Source organism: Acinetobacter sp. 40AMC3-4, from assembly GCF_049898185.1.
Taxonomy (GTDB): domain Bacteria; phylum Pseudomonadota; class Gammaproteobacteria; order Pseudomonadales; family Moraxellaceae; genus Acinetobacter.
Genome location: NZ_JAFCXG010000009.1, coordinates 29056 through 46843, shown reverse-complemented (window position 1 = coordinate 46843; position 17788 = coordinate 29056). Strand labels below are relative to the sequence as shown.

Below are 17788 nucleotides of genomic sequence, written 5' to 3'. Positions count from 1 at the left end.
TTCCAATAAATCTCAGCAGACTCACTCCCTCCCTCAAGGCTCGGCTTGGGGGATTTTTTTATGTGATAAAATTGTTGTCTGGCTAGGTTTGAGACCAGCAATTCCTTAAAATTCTGCACTAACGACTTTCCAAGAATTTTAATAATGCAACTGATCTGGTTTCGTCAAGACCTCCGCATTCATGATCATGCCGCGCTCTGGCATGCCACCCAGCAAGGACCCTGTTTTGCTCTCGTGGTTCTCTCTCCCGAACAATGGAAGCTGCATCAGGATGCCCGGATTAAAATCGATTTTTATCTGCGTCGACTCATTATCTTAAAGCAGCAGTTAGCGCAGCTGAATATTCCGTTAATCATTTTAAATGTTCCCTTATGGCAAAACCTGCCTGCCGAAATGCTAAGCCTGTGCCAAAAACTGCAGATTGATACGCTACATGCCAATATTGAAGTGGGCGTGAATGAACTGCAACGTGATGCACAGCTACAGCAGATGCTGGAACAGCAGCAGATCCGGGTCGAGCTGTATCATGATCGCAGCCTGTTTCCACTGACCAGTATCCGTAATCAGTCCAATCAACCCTATCAGGTCTATAGCGCATTCAAGAAAAAATGCTATGAACGACTGATTCAGGATATACCGGGCTGCTATCCCGCCATTCAGCCTCAAGATCCGCTTGAATTACCAGACCAGCTGACCAGCTTTGATCTGGGAAAATTTGCAGTTGATTATAAGGTCGATCATGTTGCCCAGTTCTGGCCTGCGCAGGATCAAGCTGCCTTAGAGCTGCTCGATGATTTTATCGGGGAGAAAATGGCTCACTATAAAACCGAGCGTGATTTACCTGCAGTCGATGGTACCAGCCGCCTGTCACCATATCTGAATATCGGTATTCTCTCGATCCGTCAATGTATGCAGATCCTGTTTAAGGACGGTTATTTCCAGATTGATGATATCGGTCAGCAGACCTGGCTGGATGAACTGCTCTGGCGCGAGTTTTATCTGCATACCCTGTTTGATTTTCCCCGTGTATCCAGACATCGGCCTTTTAAGGAAAATACCGATAATATCCAGTGGCGTAATGCACCTGAAGATCTGGCTGCCTGGCAACAAGGACACACCGGGATTCCGATTGTCGATGCCGGTATGCGGCAAATGCAGGCTACTGGCTGGATGCATAACCGGGTGCGCATGATTACTGCAATGTTCCTGTGTAAAAACCTGCTGATAGACTGGCGCTTGGGAGAAAGCTGGTTCATGCAGCAGCTGATTGATGGTGATCTGGCAGCGAACAATGGCGGCTGGCAATGGTGTGCTTCGACCGGCATGGATGCCGTGCCCTATTTCCGGATTTTTAACCCGGTCGGCCAGTCACAAAAGTTTGATCCGAATGGGGATTATATCCGTCAATGGGTGCCAGAACTGGCGCATCTGGATGCCGAAAGCATTCATGACCCCTATGCCAAAAATCTGGATCTTGAACTGGATTATCCAAAACCGATCGTGGATTTAAAAGCCTCTCGTGTAAGAGCGATTGAAGCTTTCAAGCAAATTTAAAACCAAACTTTTTCATCCAGAATAAAACAGCCTCTGATAAAGAGGCTGTTTTATTTTCAGATCAGGAATAAAAGCTTGGATCAGGCACTTTTCCAGTCAGCACCCATTCCCCCACTTCCTGATATTTATAATCGATCGGGTCATGCAAGGTCTGGGTGCGGACATTGCGCCAGAAACGGTCAAGATTGAGCTTGGCCGTGGTGGCCCGCGCACCCATCACCTGGAAAATATTTTGGGTAATATAGAGAGAGGTATTGGTTGCGGCAATTTTGGCTGTGGCAATGGCAACTGAGACTTCACCGCGCTGCTCAGCTGTTAAATCATTCCCAAGCTCCCAGGCTGCCTGTAAAGTCTGAACCGCTTTATCTGCCAGTAAGCGTACACTTTCCAGTTGTACATAAAACTCGGCAAAATGCTTCTGGATAAAAGGATCATTCACTGCATCGTCTGCCAGTGATTTGGACCAGGCTTTTTGGGTCTGTACACCCTGTCTGGCGATTTCAAATGCCCCTTCTGCCACGCCCAAAAACAGATGCACGAAAATCAGCTGGGCAATCAAAGGCCGTAGACTGGAATACGGTGTACTCAGTGGACCCGGATTTAACAGTAATTCATTTTCATGAATTTTGACCTGCTCAAAATGACTGGTACCACTGTCGGTCTGGCGTTGGCCCATATTGTTCCAGTCGCCCAGAAAGCTCACACCCTCTCGCTGGGTCGGAATCACACCTATCAGCAATTTTCCGGCTTCGTTATAGCCCGAACACAACAACATATCTGAATCGATCGAACCCGAGCAGAAGCTTTTATCTCCATGAAAAATATATTCGTTTTCTGAAACTTTTGTGGCTGTGGTGCGACGGTCCAGCGGATTTAGAGTATTACCCCAGAACAGATCATTTTGGGCTGTCTGTTCAAACCACGGGCCATATTGTTCCGCTTGGGAAAATAATTGCACGGTCGCAATCAGCAAATGGTGAAAGCCATAGACATGCGCCAGTGAACTGTCGACTTGGGCCATAATTTGAATGGTTTTAAAAATGGTCTGCCAATCTGCCTCCTGACCGCCGTACTGTTTTGGAATGGACAGGCCAAGCAAGCCACTCTGGCGAATCAGGTCACGCTCGGCCTTGGGATTCCCCCCCTGTTTGTCCCGCTCTGCGGCAGTCAAAGCAAAAGTTTCAGCAAGTTTCTGGGCAATATCGACAGGAGACTGATTTAAATATGGGGATTGTGCATTCATTATTTTAACTCATGTTCAGCATGGAAACAGCTTAGCAGATCAGGGTACTGACCTATATCCGAAAGCATGCAGAGCTTATGACTGATATAAAAATACCGGCAGAATGCCGGTATTGGAACCGCTTGAATTTAAACTTTATTACGCTGTACCTCTGCGATCAGATGATCCACCACCTGCGGTTCAGCCAGGGTTGAAGTATCTCCGAGACTATCCAGCTCATCGGCTGCAATTTTTCGCAGGATCCGCCGCATGATTTTGCCGGAGCGGGTTTTTGGCAAGGCCGGTGCCCAGTGCAAGGCGTCTGGTGTAGCCACTGGACCAAGAATCTTGCGTACCCAGCTGACCAGTTCTCCACGTAATTGATCTGAACTGGCAACATCAGCCTGCAAAGTCACAAAGGCACAAATGCCCTGACCTTTAATGTCATGCGGCATACCCACTACAGCGGCCTCAGCCACCGATTCATGCGCCACCAGTGCACTTTCAATTTCTGCAGTACCTAAACGGTGTCCGGACACATTCAGGACATCATCGACACGACCGGTAATCCAGTAATAACCATCTTTATCGCGACGCGCCCCATCTCCGGTAAAATAAGTACCGGGATAGGTAGAGAAATAAGCTTCAATAAAACGCTCCGGGTCTCCCCAAATGGTACGCATCTGACCCGGCCAGGAATCCTTAATCACCAGATTTCCCTCAGCTTCACCCTCCAGTTCCTTGCCATCGGCATCGACAATAGCCGGTTGTACCCCGAAGAAAGGCCGTGTCGCAGAACCTGGTTTTAAATCAGTCGCACCCGGCAATGGCGTAATCATAAAACCGCCAGTTTCGGTTTGCCACCAGGTATCGATGACGGGACAGCGGCTTTCACCGACCACGGTGTAGTACCAGTTCCAGGCTTCCGGATTAATTGGCTCACCGACCGATCCTAAAATTCTCAGGCTGCTACGGTCACTTTCCCGTACAAAAGCATCGCCCTCACGCATCATGGCGCGGATCGCGGTCGGTGCAGTATAGAGAATGGTCACGTTATGCTTATCAACAATATGTCCAGTACGCGCCCAGCTTGGATATTGCGGGACCCCTTCAAACATCACGGTGGTGGTTCCATTCGAAAGTGGTCCATACAGCACATAGGAATGCCCGGTGATCCAACCCACATCTGCGGTACACCAGAACACATCATCCTGTTTGATATCAAATGCTTCACGGAAGGTGCAATTCACATAGGTCAGATAACCGCCAGTGGTATGCATCACGCCCTTGGGCTTGCCGGTGGAACCTGAGGTATACAGGATAAACAGCGGATCTTCGGCATTCATCGGTTCGGGTGGACAGATGTCATTCACTGACATAATTTCCGTGTGATACCACAGATCACGTCCTTCCTGCATTTCAATTGGGTTACCGGTGCGGTGTACCACCATTACATTTTGAATCGAGTCTGTACCCGCCAGTTTCAGTGCTTCATCGACATTGGCTTTCAGTGGAATGGCCTTACCGCCGCGCATGCCGGAATCCGCAGTAATCACCATTTTCGCCTGACAGTCTTCAATCCGGCTGGCCAAAGAATCTGGCGAGAAACCACCAAATACCACGCAATGCACCGCCCCGATCCGGGCACAGGCCAACATAGCAATCGCAGCTTCAGAAACCATCGGCATATACAGCATGACCCGGTCGCCTTTCTGGATGCCATTTTTCTTCAGCACATTGGCAAAACGGCAGGTTTCATCATGCAGCTCGGCAAAGGAAATAATCTTGTGCCGCGAAGGATGATCCCCTTCCCAGATGATGGCCGGTTTATAAGGATGTTCTTTCAGGTGCCGATCCAGACAGTTGGCGCTGACATTGAGCTGACCATCGGCAAACCATTCGATTTTAAAATCGTCTTTGTTAAAGCTGGTATTTTTGACTTGGGTAAAGGGCTTGATCCAGTCCAGACGTTGCGCCTGTTCTGCCCAAAATTTATCTGGCTGTTCTATAGAATATTGATAACGTTCAAAGTACTGGTCTTCGAGCGTACGTGCTGTTTTTTTAAATTCTTCGGGTACTGGATAGATCTCTTGCATAGGTCACTTCCTTGATTTTGTTCTATCTCATCACGAGAGGTTAATGCTGCGTTGTTGATTGTTTTTTATGCATAATGGCAGTATGGCCTGCTTATTTCGAATCCGGCAATCATGCTTTCGTCGTAGATTATTTATACAAATTCAATCAAAATAAACCACAACTTACAGTACAGAATCTTCTGCGCAACTGTGTATGATCTGTAGCACAGCCCTTTAAAAATAAAATTGATCGCTTGTAGTTATTTCATCTGATTTAGCAGGATACACTTTATGAAATCGCCTGAATCTCCCTACTTTAACCCGCCTGCGCTGCCTGCAACCGATCATCCCCTGTCGATGAAAGGCCGCTTCGGACGCTTGAGCTTTATTGCCTGGTCGGCATTTCTGTATTTCATTTTTTTATTTGGCAGTATTGCACTGGGTCTCAGTATTGATATTGTGAATATTTCTACCCATTCTCTAGATCCCAACTGGCTGATTTCACTGCAAGGCTTGGCCAGTATCGGTGTACTGGTCATGGTTCTGGCCTATGTGTATTTCGCTTTAGTGGTGACCGTTCGCCGTTTGCATGATATGAACCGCAGTGGCTGGTGGGCGCTATTATTTTTACTGCCGGTAGTAAACATTTTTGTATGGCTTTATATCGTTTTTGGTTCGGGCGATCGCGGCAGTAATCAGTATGGTCCGGCACGGATCACCTTGCTCTGGGAAAAAATTCTGGCCTGGCTGATGATTATCCTGACCCTGCTTAGCCTGTTGGGATCTATCGCTTTATTCAGTTATATGAGCGGTGAAGAACAAACACCTACCCCCACGGAAATGATGCAAAAAACCACCAAATACTTTTAACAACAGCGCCGTTATTTTTAGAAAATATCCACTGGTGACTTCGAGTCCTTATTAATTTTTTGCTGAACATCAGGCAAAATAGGCAAAATTTGAATTGTGGAATTTTTGTGGCAGAGCAAAACAATACCTTAAGCCAGGTAACTGAGGGCACTACGGAGTTGTTACATCAGGCAACTGAAAAAACGACCCAGACCGTGATTGAACATACCGCCAAGTATAATGATGCCTACAGCACCATTGACAAGATCATGGAAGGTTTCTGGGAACGTGTGCCTTATTTCTGTATCGCGCTAATCGTAATTACGATTTTCTGGTTACTCTCCAAAGTCTTCAAGTTTTTCGTACGTAAAACTTTGGAAAACCGCTCTTATACCCGTCAGAATCTGGTGTTGGTACTCAACCGTGTCGGCAGTACCTTTATTATTTTCTTTGGTATTCTGATTGGACTGGTGATTGCTGTTCCTGGCTTTACCCCGGGTCAGCTGATGAGTGCCCTCGGAATTGGTTCAGTCGCGATCGGTTTTGCCTTCAAGGATATTTTCCAGAACCTGCTCTCTGGCGTGTTAATTCTGCTCAGTGAACCGTTCAAGATTGGCGACGATATTATCGTGAATGGCATGGAAGGTACGGTTGAAGATATCCAGATTCGTGCGACCTTCTTACGTTCACCAGATGGCCGTCGTATTGTCATTCCGAATGCCACGGTCTACACCAGTGCGGTTACGGTGAATACCGCCTATACCCGTCGCCGCTGCGAATTCGTGGTGGGCATCGGCTATGAAGATGACATCCAGAAAGCCAAGGACCTGATCACCGCTATTTTAGATAAAGATCCGACCATCCTGAGCCAGCCAGGCTTTAGTGTCAATGTGACGGCACTGGCTGACTTTTCTATTACCCTAAAAGCTTTCTGGTGGGTCGATACCACTGAAACTGGCACCGGAACTTCAATCAGTGCGGTGCAGGAACGGGTGATTCAGGCTTTTGCCGAGCATAATATTTCGATTCCTTATCCGGTACAGGAAGTCAAAGTCTATCGTGGTGAAGGCAATGAAGAAGCTTCAGCACGCGCTAAACAGTCGACCTAAAACATAAGGAATCACGGTTTCTGTACGGATAATACGGTTGCCCAGGCTCACAGCCTGGCAGCCGTTTTTGATGAGTAAATCAACTTCATATGGAATAAATCCACCCTCCGGACCAATAACAATCGTACAGGGATGCTCAATCGCAAAGGGCATCGCTTGCTCTGCATAAGGATGTGCCACATAAGCCGGACCATCCGCACTAATCAAACCCGGCAAGATATCTTCAACAAAGGGTTTAAAGCGTTTATACAGCTCGATTTTCGGAGCAACCGTATCGCCTGCCTGTTCCAGTCCCAGCTCGATATAATGATTTAACTGCTGTAAAAATGGAGTTTGCCAATAGCTTTTATCGACACGGTAGCTATGTAGTAAAATGATTTTTTCAACGCCCAAGGTGACACTGTCCATGATCAGACGGCGCAGCACTTTCGGACGTGGCAAGGCCACGATTAAAGTCACTGGCAATTTTTCCGGAACAGTTTCTTGTTGCAGCGGTTTCAAGCGCACTGCTTTTTCAGAAATTTCGACAATCTCAGTCAGGTAACGCTGACCTTCCCGAATTCCGACTTTTAAAGTATCTCCCACCTGAATCTGTAGATGCTGCTGCAGATGTTCCAGTTGCCTAGTTGAGCTAATCGACCAGAATTCAGCTTCGGTTTGACGTGGATCAAGCAGGACGATATTCATAATGATCAAGTTCAAAAAAATAAGAAGTGAAGAGTTAAAAGATGAAAAAAATAAGGTTTCTGACCAGACTATAATTACAATCAGCTATTACGATTGGTGGCAGGGATGCCGCCCGTATCACTGAGGGATAAGGACATCCCTTCAGTGATACAAAAGATTTTTGCTACTTTTCATCTCTGAAAAGTAGGTATCCCCTACGAATGAATATTTCGATCAAACATGATAAATGAGGGAATGACCAAAAATTATAAATACTGATCAATCACCTGAATATGCTTGGCAAGTGACCCCGTATTTAACTGCATAATTTTCTGCGCTGCTGCATTCAAATTTTCCGCCTTAACCTGATCTTGCAAAAGTTCCAGTAATACTTCTGCAGCCTGCTGGGCATTCTGTACTACTGCGACTGCATCCGATTGAACAAACTCATCCACGATGGTCTGAAAATTAAAATAGTTTTTGCCTAAAACAGTCGGCACATTCAGCGCAATCGGTTCCAGAATATTATGTCCACCACCTGGTTCATTTAAAGAACCACCAACATAACAGGCTTGACTCAAAGCATACCAAAGCCACATTTCACCCATAGAGTCGGCCAGATAAACCTGGGTATCTGCCTCAATATGTTGCCCCAAACTACGGCGCCGGGTTGTTAAACCTAGTAACTGTGTCGCCTGAAACACCTCATCAAAACGTTCCGGATGGCGTGGCACTACGATACAAACTAATGTTGGATCTGCATCCAGTGCAGATTTAAGTTCAGCCATCAATTGTTGTTCTTCAGGCGCATGCGTACTGGCTAGCGTAATGATCTTCCGGCCTTGCAAAGACCATTCCTGTTTCAATTGAGCCGCATGATCAATAAATTGCTGCGGTGCCGTAATATCAAACTTGATATTGCCCAAGACCTGAGTTTTTTCTAAAGCTATACCTAGATCAATATAACGTTGCTGGGTGGCTGTATCCTGTGCCAAAAGACCAGTTAAATTCTTGAGCATGCCACGGGTCAAACCTTTGACCTTGGCATAGCCTTTGGCGGATTTTTCGGACAGACGCGCATTCAACAATACACTTGGCACATTAAACTGGGGTGCCTGATCCAGCAGATTCGGCCAAAGTTCAGTTTCCATCAGCAATAAAAGTTTCGGCTGATATTTTTGATAAAATTCACGAATTAAAGTTTTCTGGTCAGCAGGCAAATACACGGCTTGAAACAAATCGAGATAAGGCGCTTTTAAAAAAAGTGATTTAGCGCGTGCCTGACCGGTTTTGGTGGTATTGGTGACCAGCACCGGATGGCCAAGTTTTAAATAATGTTCAATTAACGGTTGGGCAGCATTGGTTTCACCCACCGACACCACATGAAACCAGATGGCATGCAGGTTTTTGGGTGGCTGAAACGGGCCGAAACGTTCTGTCAGTTCTTGTTGTAATTGTTCAGGATCGGTCGCACGTTTACGGATACGCGATTGATATAAGGGTTTAACCAGCGCCAAGGCTGCGTTATACCAAAATGGAGTGGCCACATTGCGCCCCTGTCCAAAGATTCAATGGGCAGAATATAGCAGAGCCACATCAACATGTTAATCAATGTGACTCATTTTTAGATTATTCTACTGTAGTTAAAGCTTCTGCTTCAGCCAATGTCGGATAATCAATATAGCCTTCCGCGACATTGGTTCCGATCATATTTTCCAGCTTCAGTTCATTGAGCGGCGCATCTTCGAGCAGACGTTCGTATAGATCCGGATTGGCAATATACGCCTTACCAAAAGCCACCGCATCAGCCTTGCCTGAAGCCAGTAATTCAATGGCATCTTCACGACTTAGTTGCATATTGGCAATATAAGGCACTCCATTTGAGCGCTGTTTCATATATTCAGAAATACTGTCTTCTGCCAGATATTCACGGGTAAAGAAGAAGGCAATCTTGCGCTTACCCAGCTGCTCCATGGCATAGCCAAATGTTTCACGTGGATCATTGTCGCCCATGTCATGGTCATCACAACGCGGCGCAAAATGCACCCCTACACGATCTGCGCCCCATACTTCAATCAGTGCATCAGTTGCTTCTAGCAGGAAACGTGTACGATTTTCCACTGAACCGCCGTATTCATCTTCACGCTGATTGGTTTTGCTTTGCAAGAACTGGTCAATCAGATAACCATTGGCAGCATGTAATTCAACACCATCAAAACCGGCTTCTTTAGCACGAATCGCGGCTTGCTTATATTGCTCGGTAATGGCATGAATTTCCGAAATTTCCAGCGGACGCGGCAACACATAAGGACGTTTTGGACGTAACAAGCTGACATGACCCGCCTGTTGTACTGCACTTGCAGAGACTGGTGTTTCACCATTTAACAGATCCGGATGCGATACACGACCAACATGCCAAAGCTGGGCAACAATCAGACCGCCCTTCTCATGAACCGCTTGAGTAACCTTTTTCCAGCCTTCGACCTGAGCATCGGTAAACAATCCTGGAGTATTTAAATAGCCATTGGCTTCTTCAGAAATCACTGTGGCTTCAGAAATAATCAGGCCAGCACTTGCACGTTGCGCATAGTACTCAACCATCATTGGGGTTGGAACGCGATCAGCAGTTGCGCGGTTACGGGTCAGCGGCGCCATGATGACACGGTTTTTAAGCTCTAACGCACCGAGCGTTAAAGGAGAATTTAATTCAGCCATCGTTACTCCCACCTGTTAAAGGTGTTGTTGTAGGTGTTCGATAAATTGTTGAATCAAAGTTTCATTGCGGGAGAAATATGACCACTGTCCATGCTTGGTCGCAGTGATCAGGCCAGTCTGCTGTAATACAGACAAATGATTGGACATGGTGGACTGGGAAACCTGGCCCAAACGTTCAATTTGACCTGCACAGACCCCACGTTGAAAGCCACCACACTCTTCCGCAGACAGATATTGCTCCGGAGATTTTAACCACTCCAGAATTTGTCGACGGGTCGGATTGGCTAAGGCTTTAAAAATTAGATCAAGGTCCATAGGCACATCACAATCAGTGGCGCAACGAAACTTTATTCAGCATCTGCGACCATTATATCGTATTTTTTCGATTTATATATCGAAAATTTTAGATATAATGGTCGCAATCTGCACAAGCTTTGTTACGCCAGCTTTTAAACGATTTCTTACAGGCCCTGTTTCAGGCTTGCTTCGATAAATTTGTCCAGATCACCGTCCAGAACTGCGCCAGTATTGGAATTTTCCACACCTGTACGCAAATCCTTAATACGTGAATCATCCAGGACATAAGAACGGATCTGACTACCCCACCCAATGTCAGACTTGGAATCTTCCAGTGCTTGTGCCGCTTCGTTACGTTTGCTCATCTCGAGCTCATAAAGTTTGGCACGTAACTGCTTCCAGGCGTGGTCACGGTTGGCATGTTGTGAACGCTGGTTCTGACAGGCCACCACAATTCCGGTCGGTGCATGGGTTAAACGCACGGCAGAATCTGTTTTGTTAATATGCTGACCACCCGCCCCTGATGCACGATAAGTATCGGTACGAACATCGGACGGATTGATTTCAATTTCGATATTGTCATCAACTTCCGGTGACACAAACACGGCAGAGAACGAGGTATGACGACGGTTGCCCGAGTCAAAGGGCGACTTACGCACTAAACGGTGTACACCAGATTCGGTACGTAACCAGCCATAGGCGTACTCACCTTCCACACGAATCGTCGCAGATTTAATCCCGGCAACATCCCCATCAGATTCTTCCATCACTTCTGCTTTAAAGCCATGACGTTCAATCCAGCGTAGATACATACGTAGCAACATAGACGCCCAGTCCTGTGCTTCTGTACCGCCTGAACCAGCTTGAATTTCAAGATAGCAAGGGTTTGGATCCATCGGATTATTGAACATACGGCGAAATTCAAGCTTGGCCAGTTCTTCTTCAGCCGTGCTCAGTTCAGCCTGTACGTCTTCTAGCAAGCTTTCATCATCCGCTTCAACCGCCAGATCAAGCAAAGCCTGTGCATCTTCAAGCTGGGTACTTAAGCGATCCAGCACATTTAATACATTTTCAAGCTCGCCTTTTTCTTTGGCCATTGCTTGAGCACGACTCTGATCATTCCATATGGTTGGATCTTCTAATTCACGCAGGACTTCTTCTAAACGCTCTTTTTTCAGATCGTAGTCAAAGATACCCCCGTAGTGTTTGACCACGTTCGTTTAAGTCTTTTAATTGGTTTAGATACGGATTAATTTCCACGTGAATTACTCTCAATCAAAATTAGGCACAAAATTCTTAGCCCGATATTATAGCACAGTCTATTTCCGCTATTTTAACGATCCATTCAGTCTAAAGCTCGAATATCTTGAGCATTTAGACCTGTATTTCCCTCATCCAATTTTCAACATCTCATAGACTCTTTTGCGTCTTTTTATCCGAAATTTTTATCGGCTTTTTAGCCCCGTTTTATGACCGAAATATAATTTTGCAATTGATTTTATAATTTAGGATTTCTTATTGTTCTGTATAAAAAATCAGCGAATTCAATAGATTCCACAATATCTACACACTTTTAATAAAACACTACATTATAAATTTAATTTTATTATTCAGTCACTTGTTCAGCAAAAATTACACAAGATTACGCTATTCACATTACTGTAACTTTCCTTTGATTGACGATCTTTGGAATTGCTCTAGACTGAAAGTTGTAACAAAAAGTGTAATGTTTTTAACTCACGATTTGAGGGGTAGTAACCATGAAAAAATTAGCGATTGCTTCGGCACTACTTTCAGCAATAGCAATGACTGGTACAGCAGCACATGCTTACCAAGCAGAAATTGGTGCATCAGCAGGAGTGGTTGATCCTGACAACGGTGGAACTAGCGGTTCTTTCGGCGTTGATGGTACATATTACTTCAATCCAGTTCAAACACGTAATGCACCATTAGCAGAAGCAGCATTCCTTGATCGTGCTAGCAACGTGAGTGCGCAATATCAATATAATGAAATTGGTGATTCTGAAGCGCATCGTTATGGCGTAGGTGCAGAGTACTTCGTACCGAATTCTGACTTCTACTTAAGCGGTAACGTCAATGGCCATGATCTGCAGGACAATGATGATCTAGAAAATGATTTAACCACCTATGCAGCTGAAGTCGGTTATCTGCCAGCGCCAGGTCTATTGATTGCGGCTGGTGTGAAAGGTTGGGATAACGACAATGATGATGGCGTAGATCCAACACTTCGTGCTAAATATGTGACGACATTAAGCAATGGTAAAGATATCAACCTGGAAGCAGGTGCAGCGTTTGGTGATCTAGATGAATACAATCTGGCAGCAGATTATTTCATCGACAAAACCTTGAGTGTCGGTGCTGATTATCACAATAATGATATTACCGACAAGAGCGAATTTGGTATCAATGCACGTAAGTTCATTAACCAGCAAGTGAGCTTAGAAGGCCGTGTCGGCTTTGGCGAACAGTTTAACAATGACTACAATACCTTTGGTGTAGCAGCGAAGTACCGCTTCTAATCTAAAACCAAAAGTTAGTCATGCATAGAAAACCCATCCTCGGATGGGTTTTTTTATTGCACTCTTAACAAGCATTTAGGTATTTTTGCACATTGACGGGGCGAATATAAACTGTACAATTTGTTACAACTGTTCATCAAACAGTCATATTTTTATAACAAAGAGAGAAATCTAAATGCTTAAGAAACTTGCTCTTGCTACAGCGCTTCTTGCTGGCCTGGGAACTGCACACGCTTATCAAACTGAAGTTGGGGCTTCTATTGATCTTCTTGATCATGACCAAGGTGGTTCGGATGTAGGTTTTGCTATCGATGGGACTTACTACTTCAACTCGGTCCAAGTCAAAAATTCACCTTTGAATGAAGCTGCATTCTTAAACCGTGCCAGCAATGTGAATGGTGTATTAAGCTATCAAGATGATTCAGACACGTTTGGCATTGGTGCTGGTATTGAGTATTTTGTTCCAAATTCAGACTTTTATTTAAGTGGTAACATTGCTCATTTTGATAATGATGCTGGTGACATAACTGGTTACGCTGCTGAAGCGGGTTATTTACCTGTTCCTGGCTTATTAGTAGCACTTGGTCTTGTAGGTATTTCTGAAGACAATGCAGACGATGAAATTGATCCAACTTTACGTGCCAAATATGTAACACAAGTCGGTCAATACGATATGAACTTCGAAGGTGGTGCAAGTTTCGGTGATATCGATGCTTATAACCTAGGTGCAGATTTATATCTAGACAAAACTTTCAGTGTTGGCTTAGGATTCTCTGACTCAGACCTAGAAGGTAATGATGTTTTTACTATTCGTGCCAAAAAATTCTTTAACCAACAAGTTAGCTTAGAAGGTTCGATTAATTTTGCTGATAATGCTGATATCTTTGGCGTACGTGGTGCATACCGCTTCTAATCTCTCCGATTAAAAGCAAAAAAACCGCTCACTCGAGCGGTTTTTTATGGTCTATTGTTCTAAATGCATAATCCGCATTTGCAGACTGACATTGCCATTAAAGACATTTTTATCCAGCTCATAGACCAAACGCGTATCTTTCATCGGATCAAAGTCATATTTATCCGCTGCATTGAAGGCGATCGCATCCACGACCTGACCATTCTCCAACGCCACACGTAACTTAAGATGCACATCTTTAAGCCAGCGATAGTCCATAATTTTGAACACACCGTCAAAAATCGGCTGGGGAAATTTTTGCCCCCATGGACTTAAATTCTGCAATAAATTGACTGTTTCGATCTGAAAAGCAGAAGCTGGCAACTCTCCATCTGTCCATAAAGTCGCAGTGAATAAATCCTCATCCATCACACCAATCAGTGCTTCAAAGACCTGCTTAAACTCAGCGAAATTTTCTTTTTTCAGGGTTAAACCGGCTGCTGCTGCATGTCCCCCAAAATGACTGACTAAATGGGGATACTGCTCCGCCACCTGTTCAATCGCATCACGAATATGAATACCTTCAATCGAACGCGCCGAACCTTTGATATGAATCCCATCCTGATCCGCGGCAAAAACAATACTCGGACGATGAAATTGCTCTTTTAAACGCCCTGCTACAATCCCGATCACTCCCTGATGCCAATGCGGTTCGAACATGATCAGCGCAGCAGGTAATGCCGTCGCATCTAACTGGATTTTCTCAAGTTCGTTTAAAGCGTCCTGCTTGATTTTGCCTTCCACCTGACGGCGCTCGACATTAAGCTGATTCAGCTGTTCAGCCAGTGGATAGGCCATTGCTAGATCAGGAGCCAGCAGACATTCGATGCCGATGTCCATGGTTTCCATGCGTCCAGCCGCATTAATTCGCGGGCCCAGAACAAAACCGAGATCTTGGGCTTTTAGACCAGCAGGGTCACGTTTGGCAATATCCAGCAGTGCACTGATTCCTGCACGGCACTGCCCTTGCTGAATGCGTTTCAGACCTGCATCAACCAGAATCCGGTTGTTATAGTCCAGACTCGCGACATCGGCATAAGTACCGAGTGCCACCAGATCAAGATAATTGGTAATTACCGTAGAGGATTTTCCAAGTTTCTTGCGATGGGTAGACAGATTGGCCAGTATATAAAAAGCCACCCCGACCCCAGCCAGTGCTTTGCTTGGAAAGTCGCAACCGAGCTGATTGGGATTGACCACGGCTTCGGCTTTTGGTGTCGGCTTGGTCGTCAGATGGTGATCAGTAATGATCACCTGCATGCCATGATCTTGTGCCTGTTTGACTCCGTCATGGCTGGAAATGCCATTATCCACGGTAATCAGTAAATCAGGTGTGAAACTGACAAAGGCCAGATCTGCAATTGCGGGCGTCAATCCATAACCATATTTAAAACGGTCCGGTACCAGATATTCGACATTGGCACCCATATCGCGCAATGCCAGCACCATGAGTGCGGTACTGGTCGCGCCATCGGCATCATAATCGCCAACAATCACGATTTTCTGGCCACGATCAATTGCCTGATCCATCAATTGAATTGCTTCGGGCAATCCTTTCATGGTGGGTGCCAGCAAATGCTTCAGCTTGAGCTCAAGCTCCTGCTCGGACTCCACCCCGCGACGGGCAAGAATCTCGGCTACAAATGCAGGAACACCCGCTAAGTTTTCAGAACGGGTTAGCAATGGCCGTTGTTTGATTTCCAGTTTTTGCATGGTTATGGCATTAAGCGCTCTAAAGTCCAGCCATCATCGCTTTTACGATAACTCAGACGGTCATGTAAACGGTTCGGACGACCCTGCCAGAATTCATAATAATCAGGTTCGAGACGATAACCGCCCCAGAATACCGGCTTGTCCAGCTGTTGCTGATTGGCAACCTGGGTATGCAAATCCCAAAAACGTTGCTGCAATTCCTCACGACTAGCCACGATGCCACTTTGCGGGGTACTGATATGCGCGGCAATCTGGCTTTCGCGTGGACGTTTATGATAATAGTCGGTCGATTCTTCTTCCGATATTTTCTTTACACGACCCGAAATACGAATCTGACGTTCCTGATCCTGCCAGTAGAACAACAGTTCGGCATAAGGATTTTTAGCCAGATCTAAACCTTTTTGACTATCATAGTTGGTATAAAAATCATACCCTGCGTCAGTCGCTCCACGCAGCAATACCGTACGCACATGCGGACGGCCTTGTGCATTGGCTGTTGCCAACGACATGGCATAGGGCTCGTGCAATTTTGCTTCCAGTGCATGGTTAAACCATTGCAAGAACTGCATATGCGGATTCGGATTGACTTGCTGTTCCTGTAACTCGCCTTTTTCATAATTCAGGCGTAGTTCACTTAGATCCTTGATCAGATCACTCATTATCTATGTTCCCGTTAAGCTGCATTGGCACGCACAGCATCTGCCAGGCTGTTTGCAAGTGTGGTGACTTCAGCCAGATCATCGCCTTCGACCATCACACGAATGACAGGTTCTGTGCCGGATTTACGAATCAATAAACGGCCACGGCCTTTAAGCTGCTGTTCGGCTTTTTCAAATTCAGCTGCCAGTGCAGGCACTGAATAAGGATCAAACATGGCATTTAAACGTACATTGACCAGGACATTTGGCAACAGTTTAAAGTCAGCCACAAGTTCATGCAGGGCTTTTTTCTGTTCAACCATCACCGTTAATACCTGCAAGGCGGCAATAATCGCATCGCCTGTGGTGCTCTTGTCCAAAGTCAGAATATGACCTGAAGGCTCACCACCAATGGTCCAACCATTTTCTTCCAGGCCCTGCAATACATAACGGTCGCCGACTTTGGCACGTAATAACGGCACTTGTGCTTTTTCCAGTGCCAGTTCCAGCGCCATATTGCTCATTAAGGTACCGACGATACCTGCCGGTTTTTTCGAGCTTTGAGTCGCAAGAATATAAAGAATATGGTCGCCATCAATCAAATTGCCGGCTTTATCTACGAGAACCACACGGTCAGCATCCCCATCAAAGGCAATACCCAAATCCGCTTGATGTTGAACCACAGCCTGTTGCAAGCTTTCCGGATGGGTTGAACCACAGCCCTCATTAATATTCAAACCGCTCGGCTCATTGTGAATTGCAATCACACGTGCGCCCAGTTCACGGAACACTGCAGGCCCCACGTTATAGGCTGCACCATTGGCACAATCCACTACAATGGTAAGTTCATTCAGATCCAGATGATACGGGAAAGTCGATTTACAGAATTCAATATAGCGACCGTTAGCATCTTTAACCCGGATACTCTTACCCAGATTTGCTGTATCTTCAATCAAAAAATCTTTTTCAAGTTCCTGATTAATTTCGTCTTGCAAGGCATCTGGCAGTTTTTTGCCTTCCGCAGAGAAGAACTTAATGCCGTTGTCAAAATACGGGTTATGCGAAGCGGAAATGACAATACCCAAGCTGGCATGCAAAGCACGGGTCAGATGAGCAATGGCTGGAGTCGGTAGTGGACCTAAAAGATGAACATAAACGCCAGCGGCATTTAAACCTGCCTGCAAGGCTGCTTCCAGGATATAGCCAGACAAACGGGTATCTTTACCCAGAACCACCAATGGTTTGGATTTTTTACTATGGCGTTTTAAAACTTTTCCGGCTGCAAATCCCAGTTTCAGGGCAAACTCAGGGGTAATCGGCAATTCGCCAAACTTTCCACGAATACCATCCGTACCAAAATAACTCATCTTTATCTCACTTCTTAGCGGATGATTGATATCACCCATTTTTTTCCTTGAGTCACACTTTACACCAAAATAAAAAAGCCGTCATTTGCAT

At 45.6% G+C, this 17788-nt stretch carries 15 protein-coding genes; 5 read left to right on the top strand and 10 right to left on the bottom strand.

The window, feature by feature from the left end; genetic code table 11:
* Window positions 1-144: 144 nt before the first annotated feature.
* Window positions 145-1554, top strand: coding sequence for a cryptochrome/photolyase family protein (locus ACP7BU_RS11305; protein ID WP_425879956.1), 1410 nt, complete (start codon window positions 145-147; stop codon window positions 1552-1554).
* A 61-nt stretch (window positions 1555-1615) separates the two neighbouring features.
* Here the strand turns inward: ACP7BU_RS11305 and ACP7BU_RS11300 are convergent, their stop codons facing one another.
* Together ACP7BU_RS11300 and acs are read right to left on the bottom strand one after the other, a co-directional pair.
* A complete protein-coding gene (locus ACP7BU_RS11300; RefSeq protein WP_425879957.1) occupies window positions 1616-2797 on the bottom strand; it encodes an acyl-CoA dehydrogenase family protein in 1182 nt (393 codons plus the stop codon).
* 128 nt (window positions 2798-2925) lie between these two features.
* The gene (gene acs / locus ACP7BU_RS11295) at window positions 2926-4872 is read right to left on the bottom strand and encodes an acetate--CoA ligase (protein ID WP_004647260.1); all 1947 of its coding nucleotides are present in this window, start codon (window positions 4870-4872) and stop codon (window positions 2926-2928) included.
* A gap of 270 nt (window positions 4873-5142) precedes the next feature.
* Between acs and ACP7BU_RS11290 the strand changes: the two genes are divergently transcribed.
* Both ACP7BU_RS11290 and ACP7BU_RS11285 read left to right on the top strand, forming a co-directional pair.
* Window positions 5143-5721 (top strand): DUF805 domain-containing protein, encoded by a 579-nt coding sequence (locus ACP7BU_RS11290; protein WP_114540951.1) that lies wholly within the window; start codon window positions 5143-5145, stop codon window positions 5719-5721.
* Window positions 5722-5828: 107 nt separating this feature from the next.
* Window positions 5829-6809 (top strand): mechanosensitive ion channel family protein, encoded by a 981-nt coding sequence (locus ACP7BU_RS11285; protein WP_004281355.1) that lies wholly within the window; start codon window positions 5829-5831, stop codon window positions 6807-6809.
* Here ACP7BU_RS11285 and ACP7BU_RS11280 read toward each other — a convergent pair.
* From ACP7BU_RS11280 to prfB, 5 genes are all read right to left on the bottom strand, one after another.
* Entirely contained in the window at window positions 6783-7496 is a 714-nt protein-coding gene (locus tag ACP7BU_RS11280; protein ID WP_425879958.1) for a 16S rRNA (uracil(1498)-N(3))-methyltransferase, read from the bottom strand. The genes ACP7BU_RS11285 and ACP7BU_RS11280 overlap by 27 nt on opposite strands.
* Window positions 7497-7741: 245 nt before the next feature.
* A complete protein-coding gene (locus tag ACP7BU_RS11275) occupies window positions 7742-9022 on the bottom strand; it encodes a 3-deoxy-D-manno-octulosonic acid transferase (RefSeq protein WP_425879959.1) in 1281 nt (426 codons plus the stop codon).
* A gap of 82 nt (window positions 9023-9104) precedes the next feature.
* A complete protein-coding gene (locus tag ACP7BU_RS11270) occupies window positions 9105-10190 on the bottom strand; it encodes an alkene reductase (protein WP_004729181.1) in 1086 nt (361 codons plus the stop codon).
* A 15-nt stretch (window positions 10191-10205) separates the two neighbouring features.
* Window positions 10206-10505, bottom strand: coding sequence for an ArsR/SmtB family transcription factor (locus tag ACP7BU_RS11265; protein ID WP_004281346.1), 300 nt, complete (start codon window positions 10503-10505; stop codon window positions 10206-10208).
* Window positions 10506-10651: 146 nt separating this feature from the next.
* Window positions 10652-11747, bottom strand: a protein-coding gene (prfB, locus tag ACP7BU_RS11260; protein WP_101627160.1) for a peptide chain release factor 2 whose coding sequence is annotated in 2 segments (ribosomal slippage) — window positions 10652-11674 and window positions 11676-11747 — 1095 coding nt in all. Because the reading frame shifts where the segments join, the coding sequence is not laid out codon by codon here.
* Window positions 11748-12247: 500 nt separating this feature from the next.
* Between prfB and ACP7BU_RS11255 the strand changes: the two genes are divergently transcribed.
* The gene (locus tag ACP7BU_RS11255) at window positions 12248-13027 is read left to right on the top strand and encodes a putative porin (RefSeq protein ID WP_004647252.1); all 780 of its coding nucleotides are present in this window, start codon (window positions 12248-12250) and stop codon (window positions 13025-13027) included.
* A gap of 175 nt (window positions 13028-13202) precedes the next feature.
* The gene (locus ACP7BU_RS11250; RefSeq protein WP_004281339.1) at window positions 13203-13940 is read left to right on the top strand and encodes a putative porin; all 738 of its coding nucleotides are present in this window, start codon (window positions 13203-13205) and stop codon (window positions 13938-13940) included.
* Between the two features lie 51 nt (window positions 13941-13991).
* Here the strand turns inward: ACP7BU_RS11250 and recJ are convergent, their stop codons facing one another.
* The 3 genes from recJ to glmM are packed head-to-tail and all read right to left on the bottom strand — an operon-like array spanning window position 13992 to window position 17697.
* A complete protein-coding gene (recJ, locus tag ACP7BU_RS11245) occupies window positions 13992-15692 on the bottom strand; it encodes a single-stranded-DNA-specific exonuclease RecJ (protein WP_425879960.1) in 1701 nt (566 codons plus the stop codon).
* A gap of 2 nt (window positions 15693-15694) precedes the next feature.
* Window positions 15695-16351, bottom strand: a complete 657-nt coding sequence (gene pdxH / locus ACP7BU_RS11240) for a pyridoxamine 5'-phosphate oxidase (RefSeq protein ID WP_253172855.1) — start codon at window positions 16349-16351, stop codon at window positions 15695-15697.
* A 14-nt stretch (window positions 16352-16365) separates the two neighbouring features.
* On the bottom strand, window positions 16366-17697 hold the full coding sequence (glmM, locus tag ACP7BU_RS11235; RefSeq protein WP_034437971.1) for a phosphoglucosamine mutase: 1332 nt from the start codon (window positions 17695-17697) through the stop codon (window positions 16366-16368).
* Window positions 17698-17788: the final 91 nt, after the last annotated feature.